At 72.3% G+C, this 12,337-nt stretch carries 13 protein-coding genes and 1 pseudogene; 7 read left to right on the forward strand and 7 right to left on the reverse strand.

Annotated features, from left to right (window positions below):
- Positions 1 to 113: 113 nt before the first annotated feature.
- On the reverse strand, positions 114 to 2,342 hold the full coding sequence (locus LZ495_RS24445) for an MMPL family transporter (RefSeq protein ID WP_235055006.1): 2,229 nt from the start codon (positions 2,340 to 2,342) through the stop codon (positions 114 to 116).
- Positions 2,343 to 2,611: 269 nt separating this feature from the next.
- Here LZ495_RS24445 and LZ495_RS44175 point away from each other — a divergent pair, with 269 nt between their 5' ends.
- Together LZ495_RS44175 and LZ495_RS24450 are read left to right on the forward strand one after the other, a co-directional pair.
- Positions 2,612 to 2,734 carry a hypothetical protein gene (locus tag LZ495_RS44175; RefSeq protein ID WP_268823261.1) on the forward strand — a complete coding sequence of 41 codons (123 nt, stop codon included), beginning with the start codon at positions 2,612 to 2,614 and terminating at the stop codon, positions 2,732 to 2,734.
- Between the two features lie 250 nt (positions 2,735 to 2,984).
- Positions 2,985 to 3,677: a type 1 glutamine amidotransferase gene (locus LZ495_RS24450; RefSeq protein ID WP_235055007.1), complete on the forward strand. Its 693-nt coding sequence runs from the start codon at positions 2,985 to 2,987 to the stop codon at positions 3,675 to 3,677.
- A gap of 40 nt (positions 3,678 to 3,717) precedes the next feature.
- On the opposite strand, the gene LZ495_RS24455 is transcribed toward LZ495_RS24450, so the two are convergent.
- The 3 genes from LZ495_RS24455 to LZ495_RS24465 form a co-directional block, all read right to left on the reverse strand.
- Entirely contained in the window at positions 3,718 to 4,383 is a 666-nt protein-coding gene (locus LZ495_RS24455; RefSeq protein ID WP_235055008.1) for a response regulator, read from the reverse strand.
- The gene (locus LZ495_RS44180; protein ID WP_268823262.1) at positions 4,380 to 5,630 is read right to left on the reverse strand and encodes a sensor histidine kinase; all 1,251 of its coding nucleotides are present in this window, start codon (positions 5,628 to 5,630) and stop codon (positions 4,380 to 4,382) included. Before LZ495_RS44180 ends, LZ495_RS24455 begins: the two co-directional genes overlap by 4 nt.
- A 122-nt stretch (positions 5,631 to 5,752) precedes the next feature.
- Entirely contained in the window at positions 5,753 to 5,920 is a 168-nt protein-coding gene (locus LZ495_RS24465; RefSeq protein ID WP_235055009.1) for a hypothetical protein, read from the reverse strand.
- A gap of 166 nt (positions 5,921 to 6,086) precedes the next feature.
- On the opposite strand from LZ495_RS24465, the gene LZ495_RS24470 reads away from it, so the two are divergent.
- The 3 genes from LZ495_RS24470 to LZ495_RS24480 all read left to right on the forward strand — a co-directional run bounded on the left by LZ495_RS24470 (position 6,087) and on the right by LZ495_RS24480 (position 8,745).
- Positions 6,087 to 6,845, forward strand: a complete 759-nt coding sequence (locus tag LZ495_RS24470; RefSeq protein ID WP_235055010.1) for a tyrosinase family protein — start codon at positions 6,087 to 6,089, stop codon at positions 6,843 to 6,845.
- A 134-nt stretch (positions 6,846 to 6,979) separates the two neighbouring features.
- Entirely contained in the window at positions 6,980 to 7,720 is a 741-nt protein-coding gene (locus LZ495_RS24475; RefSeq protein ID WP_235055011.1) for a DUF2625 family protein, read from the forward strand.
- A gap of 128 nt (positions 7,721 to 7,848) precedes the next feature.
- A complete protein-coding gene (locus tag LZ495_RS24480) occupies positions 7,849 to 8,745 on the forward strand; it encodes an SAM-dependent methyltransferase (protein WP_268823263.1) in 897 nt (298 codons plus the stop codon).
- A gap of 113 nt (positions 8,746 to 8,858) precedes the next feature.
- Here the strand turns inward: LZ495_RS24480 and fdxA are convergent, their stop codons facing one another.
- A complete protein-coding gene (gene fdxA, locus LZ495_RS24485; RefSeq protein ID WP_235055012.1) occupies positions 8,859 to 9,209 on the reverse strand; it encodes a ferredoxin in 351 nt (116 codons plus the stop codon).
- 101 nt (positions 9,210 to 9,310) lie between these two features.
- On the opposite strand from fdxA, the gene soxR reads away from it, so the two are divergent.
- Positions 9,311 to 9,775, forward strand: a complete 465-nt coding sequence (soxR, locus tag LZ495_RS24490) for a redox-sensitive transcriptional activator SoxR (protein WP_235055013.1) — start codon at positions 9,311 to 9,313, stop codon at positions 9,773 to 9,775.
- Positions 9,776 to 9,916: 141 nt separating this feature from the next.
- On the opposite strand, the gene LZ495_RS45345 is transcribed toward soxR, so the two are convergent.
- Together LZ495_RS45345 and LZ495_RS45350 are read right to left on the reverse strand one after the other, a co-directional pair.
- The gene (locus LZ495_RS45345; protein WP_372498639.1) at positions 9,917 to 10,018 is read right to left on the reverse strand and encodes a DUF6355 family natural product biosynthesis protein; all 102 of its coding nucleotides are present in this window, start codon (positions 10,016 to 10,018) and stop codon (positions 9,917 to 9,919) included.
- Positions 10,019 to 10,053: 35 nt separating this feature from the next.
- Positions 10,054 to 10,356, reverse strand: a pseudogene (locus LZ495_RS45350) (hypothetical protein); the annotation flags it as partial.
- A gap of 180 nt (positions 10,357 to 10,536) precedes the next feature.
- Here LZ495_RS45350 and LZ495_RS24500 point away from each other — a divergent pair.
- The coding region (locus tag LZ495_RS24500) for a flavin monoamine oxidase family protein (protein WP_235055014.1) at positions 10,537 to 12,337 on the forward strand (1,801 nt) is incomplete at its 3' end.

Consider the following 12,337-nt stretch of genomic DNA (forward strand, 5'->3'; position numbering starts at 1 on the left):
GCGGGATTAAACGATTGGCGGGGCTCACCGGACGCCGTCGGGGTCAGGGGGCGGTCGGACCTTGTGCCTTGCGGCCCGCTCCCAGGGTGGGGGCGGGCCTCAAGCGCCGAGGGCTAGGCCGAAGCCGTTGTGCCTGCCGTATCGACCGGTGCGGACGGGGCTTCGAGGGCGACCTTCGGGAGCCGCTTCGCGAGCACCTTCGGCAGCCACCACGCCCGGTCCCCGAACAGCTGCATCACGGCCGGGACGATCAGGCAGCGGATCACCAGCGCGTCCAGCAGGATCGCCACCGCCAGGCCGAGGCCGAACTGCTGCAGCATGCGGTCCGGGCTGAGTACGAAGGCACCGAAGACCACGATCATGATGGCCGCGGCGGCCGTGATGACGCGTCCCGTCGTGGCCAGGCCCTCGCGTACCGCGTGCCCGGAGTCCTTGGTGCGCTCCCACTCCTCGTGGATGCGGGACAGCAGGAACACCTCGTAGTCCATGGACAGTCCGAACACGATCGCGAAGATCATCACCGGGATGAACGCCTCGATGGGACCGGGCTGCACCCCGAACCACCCGTGCTGGAACACCAGCGTGATCACGCCCATCGACGCCCCGATGCTCAGCAGGTTCAGCACTGCGGCCTTGACCGGGATCAGCAGCGAGCGGAACACCAGCAGCAGGAGCAGCGTCGACAGGCCCACCACCACCGCGACGAACAGCGGCAGCCGGTCCGCCACCTTCGCCGAGAAGTCGAGCTCGGCCGCGGTCGCGCCGCCCACGTATACCGGTGCGCCGGTCGCCGCCTCGAACGCGTCCAGCCCGCCGCCGCGCAGCGACTGCACCAGCGCATCGGTCGCTTCGTCCTGCGGGGCACTCGCCGGGAACGCCAGGACGGTGCTCAGGGCGCCGTCGCGGGACGGCAGCGGCGGGGTGGCCGCGGCGACGCCCGGGTACGCGGCGAGCGTACGCCGCAGTTCCTCGCCGACTTGCGGGCCGCCCTCGGCGACCACCACGAGCGGGCCGTTGAAGCCGGGCCCGAAGCCCTCGGCCATCAGATCGTACGCGGCCCGGCTGGTGGTGCCCTTCGCGTCGTTGCCGGCGTCCGCGAACCCGAGGCGCATGTCCAGGGCCGGCGCGCACAGGGCGAGCAGCGCGACGACCGCGACCAGCAGCGCGGCGAACGGGCGCCGCTGCACCCCGGCCGCCATGCGGCGCCAACCGGCCCCCTCTGTCCTGCCCTTGCGCTCGGCCTTGGCCACCCGCTTCATGACATTGCGGCGCAGGCGCTTGCCGAACACCGCGAGCAGCGCGGGCAGCAGCGTGAGCGACGCGGCCATCGTGACCAGCACGGTCAGCGCCACCGACAGCGCGACGCCCTGCAGCGAGCCGAGGCCGAGCGTCACCAGCCCGAGCAGCGCGATGATGACCGTGCAGCCGGCGAAGAACACGGTGCGCCCGGCAGCGTCCAGGGCGATGCGCGTCGCCTCCTGCGGCTCGGCGCCGCGCAGGAGTTCGTGCCGGAACCGGTAGAAGATGAGCAGCGCGTAGTCGACGCCGACCCCGAGGCCGACGAGCATCATGATCGGCGGCGTGAAGTCGGCGACGGTGGCGACATGCGACGCCATCATGATGATCCCCACCGCGCCGCCGACCGCGAACAGCGCGGTCACCAGGGGGAGCGCGGCGGCCAGCAGCGAACCGAAGAGCAGGACGAGGATCACCAGCGCGGCGAGCATCCCGGCGCCTTCCGCACCGCCGCCGCCCCCTTCCTGCGCCTCGCGGACCGCACCTCCGCCGACCTCGATCTGCACGGTGTCGGTGGCGGCGTCGCGGGCGATGCCGATGATCGTGCGGATGTCCTCCTTGGGGACGTCGGTGGCCAGGCCGTCCAAGGTCACGGTCGCGAAGCCGATGCGCCCGTCCGCGGACAGCGCGGAGGGATCGGCGAGCGGCGTACGGACGTCCGCGACGCCGGGGGAGTCGCGGACCGCCGCGGCGACCTGCTCGACCAAGGCGGCCGCGGCCGGGTCGGCGGCCAGGCCGCGGTCCGCCTTGAAGACGATCTCGACGGTGTCGCCGGCCTGCACCGCGCCGTGCCGGTCCAGCAGGTCGCTCGCCTGCTGCGACTCGGTGCCGGGCAGCGAGAAGTCGTTCTTCCAGGCGCTGCCTGCCAGTTGCGCGCCGAGCGCGGCCACGGCGACGACCAGCAGCCAGCCGGCGAGCGCCAATACGCGGCGGCGCTGCGACCAGTCGGCGAGCCGGGCGAACACGCTGCGGCGGTCGGATCCGGTGCCGGTCGGGCCGGCCGGCGCCGCCGGGGGACGGGGTGTGCTGCCTTGTGTCTGCGTCATGCGCCACAGATTCGTGCGGAGGTGCCGTGCGCAGCGTCGGCCTGCGGCGGACACCTGACGTACCCCGGGGGTTGCGGCCCGGGCGCGCGGCGTACTGCGGGGGTTGCGGGAGCGGTACGGACGGGACGCCTGGGTGGCGTGGACATGGGACTTGCGCAGGACCCGGCGCCCCACTTATCGTTTGGGATCAAATAACGCGTGGTACGGGCACGCCGCCCGGGCTGCCGCACGCCTTCGGGCGCGCGCGCACCCCTGTGGAAGGAGTCCGCATGCGCATGTTCGCCGGTGCCGTCGACCCGGCCTTCCGACTCCTGTGCCGCCGCGCGCGTGTGCCGCTGCCGCCTGCCATGGGGCGCGGCATCGCCGAGAGAGCCCGGCCCGGATCCGGCTGAGGCCCGGCCCGGATCCGGCTGAAGCCCGGCCGCAAGGCCGCGCAGCCGTGCCCACACCTTCCGTTCCTTCCTGCCTCGTAGGCATACGGGCGAGCTCGACCTGAGCCGCCGGTAGCCCGATGGCTGCCTGCTGCCCGAAAACAGCCATGCCCTTCCCGATATGTCAGCCAATCCACTGACTTACCCGGCGCAAGGCGAACGGCGAACCGCGAACGTGAATCCACCCCGAACCAGAAATGAGAGGCCGCCGATGCGTGCTCTGATCATCCGCCACCACCAGCCGTCCGACGCCGGGTACGTGGGCGAACGACTCGTGCAGCGCGGCTTCGAACTCGTCGACATGCTGCTGGTCCCCGACGCCGACTTCGCACGCCCGCACGTCACCGTCGCGTTCCCCGACCCGCGCGCGTACGACCTGATCGTGCCGCTCGGCGCGCTGTGGTCGGTCTACGACCACGCCGCGATAGGCACGTGGATCGGCGACGAACTCGCCTTCCTGCGCGCCGCGGTCGAGGCGGACGTACCGGTCCTGGGCATCTGCTTCGGCGCGCAGGCGCTCGCGGCCGCGCTCGGCGGCTCGGTCGAGCGGGCGGCGCGCCCCGAGATCGGCTGGACGGACGTGCAGTCCGACGACCCCGACCTGGTCGGCGAAGGCCCATGGTTCCAATGGCACTTCGACCGCATCGTCGTCCCGCCCGCGGCCAAGGAGCTCGCCCGCACCGCACTGGCGCCGCAGGCGTACGTCGTCGGGCGTTCGCTGGGCCTGCAGTTTCACCCGGAGGTGACCCCGGCGGGCGTCCAGGCATGGCTGGACATCGGCGGCGCTGCGGAGGTGGCCAAGCACGGGTACGTCCCCGAGGAACTGGTCCGGCCGAAGGCGGGCGCGCGGGAGCGCACGCATGCGCTCGTGGACAACTTCCTGGACCGGATCGCGCGGATCTGATCGACGTATTCACGCCGTGGCAGGCCGCCTGTCCGGCCGGTCAACCGAGCCAGCCGGGGCTCACCATTCCCGACTCGTACGCCAGCACCACCACCTGCGACCGGTCCCGGGCCCCGAGTTTGGTCATGATCCGGCTGACGTGCGTCTTCGCGGTGGCCGGGCTCAGGACCAGGCGCGCGGCGATCTCGTCGTTCGTCAGGCCGCCCGCGACCAGCTCCATGACCTCGCGTTCGCGCTCGGTCAGGGCGTTCAGGCGCGGGTGCGGCTCCGGCTGCTTGACGCGGCCCGCGAACTCCGCGATCAGGCGCCGCGTGATCGACGGGCTGATCAGCGCGTCCCCGCGGGCCGCGACCCGCACCGCCTGGATCAGCTCCTCCGGCTCGGTGTCCTTGACCAGGAAGCCGGTCGCTCCGGCACGCAGCGCCCCGTAGATGTAGTCGTCCAGGTCGAACGTCGTCAGGATGACCACGCGCACGTCGGCGAGTGCCGGGTCCGCGGCGATGCGCCGGGCAGCCTCCAGGCCGTCGACACCCGGCATGCGGATGTCCATCAGCAGGACGTCGGGACGCAGTTCGCGGGCCGCCGCGACGGCCTGCTCGCCGTCGGACGCCTCGCCGACGACGTCGATGTCGTCCTCGTCCGCCAGGATCGAGCGGAACCCGGCACGCACCAGGCGCTGGTCGTCCGCCAACAACACCCGGATCATCCGGGGACCTCCTCGGAGTCGTAGGGAAGGTACGCACGCACCCGGAACCCGCCGCCCTGGCGCGGTCCCGCGATGAGCTCGCCGCCGAGTGCGCGGGCACGTTCGCGCATGCCGCGGATGCCGTTGCCGGAACCACCGCCGACGCTGCCGACGCCGCCCAAGCTGTTGCCGCCGAAGCCGGTGCCGGAACCGCGGCCCGAGCCCTCATCGGACGCGCTGCCCGACCCGTCGTCGTCGACCTCCACGCGCAGGCCGGTCACGCCGTACACCACACGCAGGACGACCGACGCGGCCGCGGCGTGGCGCGTCACGTTCGTCAGGGACTCCTGCATGATCCGGAACGCCGCGAGGTCGACCTCGACTGCCAGTCCGCGCGGCTCGCCCTCGGTCTCGCTCCGGACTTCGAGGCCCGCGAGCTCGGCGTACGCGACCAGCTCACCGGTCCGGGCGAGCCCGGGCGCCGGCGCGGTCGGCGCGTCCTCGTCGACCTGCCGCAGCACCCCGAGCGTCGCGCGCAGTTCGCGCAGCGTCTCGCGGCTCGCGGCCTTGATCGCGCCCAGCGCCTCGACGGCCTGCCCGGGGTCCTTCGCGGCACGGTGCAGCGCGGCGCCCGCCTGGACGTTGATGAGCGAGATGTTGTGACCGATGACATCATGCAACTCGCGGGCGATGCGCAGACGTTCCTCGGTGGCGTGGCGCAGCGCCTCCTCCTCGCGGCCGCGCTGCGCCGCCGCGAGGCGGGCTTCGGACTCCTGCAGGTACGCGCGCCGGGTGTGCTGCGTGACGCCCAGCGCGACGATCGCGACCACCCACCCGGCCATCATCACCAGTGCGGCGACGGTGATGTCGTCGTTGCCGCTGGCCGTGCCGAACCCGACCCCGGCCACGACCACCACGCCCAGCACCGCGGCGGCCGCGACCCGCCCCTGCGCGGCGACCAGGTAGAGCGAGGCCATGAGCAGCAGGAGCATGAGCGGCGCGTCGACCGCCCCGAGCACGAAGTAGACCCCGGTGGCCACCACCAGGTACGCACCGGCCGCGACCGGAGATCGAAGCCCCCACCGCCCCAGCACCGCACACGCACTCAGCAGCACGGCCCAGTCGAGCAGCGCCCGCCACCACACCGGTGCCACGACGACGTACTGCACCGCCGTCCCCGCGAACGCCACCGCGAACGCCCCGACCAGGAACCGCCCCAGCCGCCCGGCAGGCAGCCGCCACCTCCCCGGCCCCTCCCCAGAACTCATCCGGCCACCCTAGGCCGCCACGACCTACCGCCGGCAGCCGCAGCCGGCGCTCCGCGCACAGTGGCCTTGACCGTCCGGACGACCGCTGGACGGCGATTGCGTCGGCCCATCCGCCGCGGCCGTCAGCCGGTGCTGTCGCGCAGCATTTCCCAGTCGCGCAGGTGCGCGGCACGCTTCACCGGCGCCTGCAGGGCGAGGACCGCGACCGGCGCGCCCAGGCCGGAGACCTCGGCGCCCTGCGTGTGGAGCCACTGCACGGGAGGCGACGCCTGGCCGACGTCCTCGCGCATCGAGGGACACGGTTGTCGACACCACAGGAATTCGGTGGGGTGGGGCCGTTCGACGCGGGGCCAGGATCGGGACGCGGGGCGCGGCGGCTATGGCGAACTCCCGTACAGGGAACAGCACGATGCCCCACAGTGGGGGCAGGACATCGCCTGTCTAGGGGGAAGGCCCATGCCCGTTCTGCCGGTGAAGCAGCGTCGGGAAGTGCGGGCGCTCAGCGCCGCCGAGTGGGCGGCGTACGTTGCCGCGGTCAAGGCGGTGCACAGTGGCGCTGCGCCCACCGCCTATGACCGACTGGCGGCCGTCAAACTCGAGTTTCGGGAAGAGGCGCACGGGACCCCCAAGTTCCTGCCCTGGAACCGTGCCTATCTGGTCGACTTCGAGCGTCGGCTCCAGGCGGTCGACCCTGCGGTGACGGTCCCGTACTGGAATTGGTGCCACGACGCGCAGAAGTTCGACCAGTCGGTGGTGCTCGGTCCGCAGTACTTCGGCCGCGTCGGACTGGGACCGGTCACGACCGGCGCCTTCGCGAACTGGACCGTCGCCACGACGACAAGCCACGTGTTGATGCGCAGGGCGGGCGGCACCGGCACCGTGCCTTCCGTGGAGGTCCTCAACAGCGCGCTCATGAAGGCCTACAACTACCGGACCCTGTGCTCCAGCCTCGAAGGCTCCTTCAACAGCAGGCTGCACAACGCGGTCGGCGGCGACATGGCCTCCATGACGGCGGCGAACGACCCGGTCTTCTGGTCGCATGCCGCATTCATGGACTACGCCTGGAGCCTGTGGCAGCGCCTGAACCCGACGCTGGCAAACACGTCCGCCGGCCTCGACGACCATGTCCTGAAGCCGTTCGGCGTCACCGTCCGCTCGATGTACTCGACCGCCGGCCTCGGCTACGCGTACGAGACCTGGAATCCGCAGGTCTGACGCTGGTCCAGCGGAGACCTTGAACCGCCCGGCGCGCTGCCGGGGCCCCTGTGCACACGTGTGCCGTGCCGTGAGCGGAGCCGGGGCCGGGGCCGGGGCCGCAGTGTCTCGCCGCGGCCTGCGATCATGATCGGATGCGTGCACTCGACGAGCTCCTGGACGTGGCCGATCCCGCATGGCCGCTGGTCGCGGACATGATCGAGGCCGGGGCGGTCGACGTCGCGGCCCTGCCCGGCGACGCGGCCCGCGGGCAGGCGTGCCTGCTGCAGTTGCAGGTCACCGCGCGTTCGTTCCTCGGCGCCGTGGCGCTGTCGTCCGGTGGGATGCTGGTCGACGGCGGATGGCTGCGCGTGTACGGCGGTGCGGGCACGGGGGCACCCGGCGGACTGCCGGGACTCGCCGAAGTGAACGGCTTCCCCGACCGGCCGCAGCCCGGATGGCTGCCCGACGCCGGACTGGTGCTTGCGCATGATGTGCTGGGCGGGACGTTCGCCCTCAACGGCCACGACCCCGCGGCAGCGGGCCGGCCCGGAAACCCGGGAGAAGTCATCTACTTCGCGCCGGACGCACTGACCTGGGAAAGCCTCGGCGCAGGCCATGGCGACTGGCTGGCCTGGCTGCTCGACGGCGAGGGCCTCGCCGGGTTCTACGCGAGCCTGCATTGGCCGGGCCGGCGCGACGAGGTCGCGGAACTGCCCCTGACCCACGGGCTGTCGGCGTACCCGTTCCTGTGGACCGAGCAGGCGCAGGACGACCCGGCGGCGGTCGACCGCCGACCCGTCACCCTGGCAGAACTCCTCGGCCTGATGCGGGACATGGCCGTCCAAGTGACCGGCGCCGATCCCGGGCCCCTGGGGATCGTCGCCGTCCCGTAGCGCCTGATCGACCGCGACCGGATCCACGCCGCCATTGCCCGGTCCGGACCGCAACGCGCCTACCGCTCGGTTAGTCTTCGCTGCGGTGTGCGGTGACGATCCATCAACGAGGCGACGGGGGAGCGGCGTTGGAGACTTCGGACACGGCGGCGAACGCGGCCGCGGGCGCGGGGACCGGCTCGGGGACCGGCTCGGGGGCAGAGGCGGGCGACCCGGTGCGCGATTGGCAGCCCACCGGCATCGACACGTCCGTGCCGAGCGTGGCGCGCGTGTACGACGCGATCCTCGGCGGCAAGGACAACTTCGCCGTCGACCGGGCGATAGCCGACGAGACACTGCGCGTACTGCCGGGCGCCCGGATCGGCGCGCAGGCGCACCGCGCGATGATGGGCCGGGGCGTACGGTTCCTCGCCGAGCAGGGCATCGACCAGTTCCTCGACCTGGGGTCGGGGCTGCCGAGCGGCGAGAACACCCACGAGATCGCGCAGTCGGTCAACCCCAAGGCGCGGGTCGCGTACGTGGACAACGACCCGATCGTCCTTGCCCATGGGCGCGCGCTGCTCGCCGACAACCCGTTCACCAAGGTCGCCACCGCCGACCTGCGCGACCCCGCCGACGTGCTGTCCCGCCCGGAGGTCGCCGATCTCCTCGACTTCTCGCGGCCGATCGCGCTGCTCATGCTGGGCGTCGTGCACCACCTCGGCGACGCGGAGGACCCGAACGCGGTCGTGGCGGCGTACCGGGACGCGGTCGCGCCCGGCAGCTACCTCTACCTGACGCACTTCTGCGCGAGCGGCCCCGAGGCAGCCGCGATGGAGCAGTTGATGCTGCGCAGCCTGGGCAGCGGGCGGTTCCGGACGGTCGAGGAGATCGAGGCGTTCTTCGACGGGTTCGACCTCGTCGAGCCCGGCGTGGTCCCGCTCGTCGCGTGGCGGCCCGCCGAGCCGATCGCCGACCCGCTGCCGCCGTACCAGCGGGTGTCGTGGGGCGGGATCGGCAAGTTGCGGCGTACGACGCCAGCCTGACGGGCGCGGGTTCCGCGTACGCCGTTTCCGCGTGCGGCAGTTCGCGCCGCACGCGGAACCGTTGCGCGGGACTCCTGCAGGGGGCGCCTGCCCGGACTACGTACGCGGAACCGTTACGCCTGCTCCCCGGAGGGTGCCGGCACGGCGGGGCCTTGCGGCGGGAGGGCCGCGACGAGCGGGTGGTCGCGGCCGAGCCGGCCGAACCTCGCGCTGCCGCCGGGGCTGCCGATCTCGTCCGCGAACTCGGCGTTGACGGCCAAGAAGTGCTTTTCCTCGTCGGGGAGATCGTCCTCGAAGTAGATCGCCTCGACCGGGCACACCGGCTCGCAGGCGCCGCAGTCGGTGCATTCGTCGGGGTGGATGTAGAGCATCCGGTCGCCCTCGTAGATGCAGTCCAGGGGGCATTCCTCGATGCACGCCTTGTCCGTGACGTCCACACAGGGCAGGGCGATGACAAAGGTCACGAGATTGCCGTCCTCTCCGGTCGGGTTGTGTGCCGATGCCGTTCCGGCGCAGCCGAACGTATGACCTCAAGTAATCTTGAGGTCAACAGAAGGGGATGCGGATGGCGAGCAGGCGTTCCGGCGAGGTCCGGGCCCGTCCGGACGACTGGCTCACGATCGGCGAGGTGAGCGCCCGCACCGGGGCGGCGGTGTCCGCGCTGCGGTTCTACGAGGAACTCGGGCTGATCGCGTCCGAGCGCGACGACCGCAACCAGCGGCGCTTCCCGCGGCACATGCTCCGCCGCATCGCGCTGATCTCGGTGGCGAAGCGTATCGGGATCCCGCTGCAGGACCTCAAGGACGCGTTCGCCGACGTGCCTCTCGACCGTCCGCCCAGCCACCAGGAGTGGCAGCGGGCCTCGCGCGGCTGGAAGCGCCGGCTCGAGGAGCGCCGGCAGACCATCGAGCGGCTGGAGGCCGAGCTCACCGGGTGCATCGGCTGCGGCTGCCTGTCGATGAAGGCCTGCGCGCTGCTGAATCCCGGCGACACGCTCGCGCGCGACGGAGTCGGGCCATTGCGCCTTTGAGGGGGCGGGTGTTCCGGCCCTCGACGATGCGGCTGCGGCTGCGGCTGCGGCTGTGTCTGGGTCTGCGTCTGTGCCTTGTCGGGCCGCGTCGGCCGACCGCGTACTGCGGCGGCCGGGCCCGGGGCGGGCGTCGGCGTCGGGTCAGCCGGTCCGTCCGGTGTAGTACGCGCCCTGGATCTTGGCCGCGGCGCCGAGCCAGGGCTGGCCCGGGCCGACGCACCGCTCGTAGTCGGGTGCGCCCACGCGACCTCGACGTGGATGACGATGTTCGAACCGTCGTCGGTGCAGTGGTTGTAGAACGCGTCCGAGCTGGTCTCGAAGAAGCCGCACGGGTTGCGGAGGACGGGCGCGGAGGCGGCGCTCGCCGCGCTCACGCCCGTACCGGCGAGCAGGAAGGCGGAGGACGCGAGGGCGCAGGCCATCAGGCGGCGGAGGTGCACGAGGAACTCCCGGGTCGGAGAGGCGATGCATGCCGACCTGCGGGTCGGCGGCGGGACACCGCACATGATTGCGACGGCGTACGCGGCCGGTCGACGCGGCGGCCCGACGTTCACCCGGTGCAGCGAGCGGGCGTACGCCATCCGGAGCAGTCCGCGGCATGCACTGCCGCGGCGCCCGGTCGAAGGCGGTGTCGGGGCCGGGTCGGGCTGGACCGGGCCCGGGTGCGGCGTTGCCGCGACTGCCGCCTCGGCTGCTGCCTGAGATGTCCCCGCGGACGCCGCCGCGGATCGCGCCGCGGGCGGGTTCGGCGGGTATGCCGCATGCGGGAAAAGTCCTTCGCGATGCGGGACGAGTTCTTCGCGGCGACCGGCGGCAACACCGTTGACAACGCTGATGGGTGGGCGCTTCACTGCCGAGCACTCGAAGCGGAAGTCGTCCCGGAGAGGGAGTACATGGCCCCGAAACCCTCAGCATCGCCCCGCCGTTCGTTCACACGCCTGCGTGCCGCAAACAGGGTCGGCATCCCGGACCCGCTGCGCGCCGCGGTCTCGGTGCACCAGGAGGCCGCCCGACTCGGCATGCCGCCCGCGGAACTCGCCGGACTGCTCGGCGAACAGTCCAAGCAGCGCGCGCAACACGCAGCCGAGGCAGCGGAATCGACGCCGTCGCGCCGCCGGTTCCTCGCCGGGGCAGGGGCCGTCGCCGCCGCCGCGGCCATCCCTGTTGCCGCGGCAGTCCCGGCCCACGCGGCCGGCCCGACCGCCCCGCGCGTCGCGGTCGTCGGCGCCGGACTCGCCGGCCTGCGCTGCGCGCACAAGCTCTGGACCGGTCCGCGGCGCATCGCCTCGACCGTTTACGAAGCCGACACCACGCACATCGGCGGCCGCTGCTGGTCGCTGCGCGGCTTCTTCGCGAACGGCCAAGTCAGCGAGCATGGCGGCTCGTTCGTCAGCTCCGAGGACCGCGAGATGCTCGGCCTTGCCCGGCGCTACGGCATCGAGACCGAGGTCCACGCGGGCGGCGGGTTGGCCACCGGCGACTACATGTCGTGGATCAACAATGCGCTCTACACGACGTTCGACAGCGACCTCAACGCGTTCCTGCCGGCGATCAACGCGTCGGCGGAGGCCGCGGGATGGCCGCGCTACGACGACTTCACGCCCGAGGCGCTGCGCCTCGACCGCATGTCGGCGCTCGACTACATGGCCGAGATCGGCCTCGACGCCCGTTCCTCGCTCGGCCAGTTCGTGCAGAGCCGCCTCTTGCAGAACGGCGGTGAGCCGTCGGAGAGTTCCGCCATCAACTTCGTCAGCTTCTTCGCCGGACCGCCGGCCGAGGCGGCGCCCACGGCGACCTCCACGGCCACGGCTGCGGGCGGCGACGGCGCGCCCGGCGGATTCGACGAGTGGTACCACCTCAAGGGCGGCAACGACCAGGTGGTCACCGGCATGGCCGCGGAACTGCCGTCCGGCTCGGTGAAGCAGGGGTACGAGCTCATCGCGCTGCGCCGCAACAGCAGCGGCAGCTACACCCTCACGTTCGACAACTGCGGCCGGATCGTCGACGTGGTGGCCGACCATGTCGTCCTGGCCCTGCCGTTCCGCACCCTTCGCAACGTCGACCTGAGCCGCGCCGGACTGTCCGGTCTCAAGCGGCAGGCGATCGCCACCCAGGGCATGGGCCACAACGCCAAGCTCGTCCTGCAGCTCGACCGCAAGACCTGGCCCGCCGCGGGCAGCAACGGCATCACGCTCACCGGCCCCGAGGGCTACCAGACCGCGTGGGACGGCTCGGTCGAACTCGGCGAGACCGGCGCCCCGGCCCTGCTCGTGAACTTCCCCGGCGGCAACACCGCCCGCTACCGCTACACCGGCGCCGCACACGGGCCGGCGCCGTCAGCGGACGTGAAGTTCTTCCTCGACCAGATCGAGAAGCTGCTGCCGGGCACTCGGGCGGCGTACAACGGCCGTGCGTACGAGGACCATTGGTCGGTCGACCCGTGGCACTACGGCGCGTACCACTTCTACAAGGTAGGCCAGTTCACGGCGTTCGCCGGGTACGAGAGCGTCCAGGAGGGCGGGATCCACTTCGCCGGCGAGCACACCAGCGACTATGGCGCGA

The sequence above is a fragment of the Yinghuangia soli genome (assembly GCF_021502675.1).
Taxonomy (GTDB): domain Bacteria; phylum Actinomycetota; class Actinomycetes; order Streptomycetales; family Streptomycetaceae; genus Yinghuangia; species Yinghuangia soli.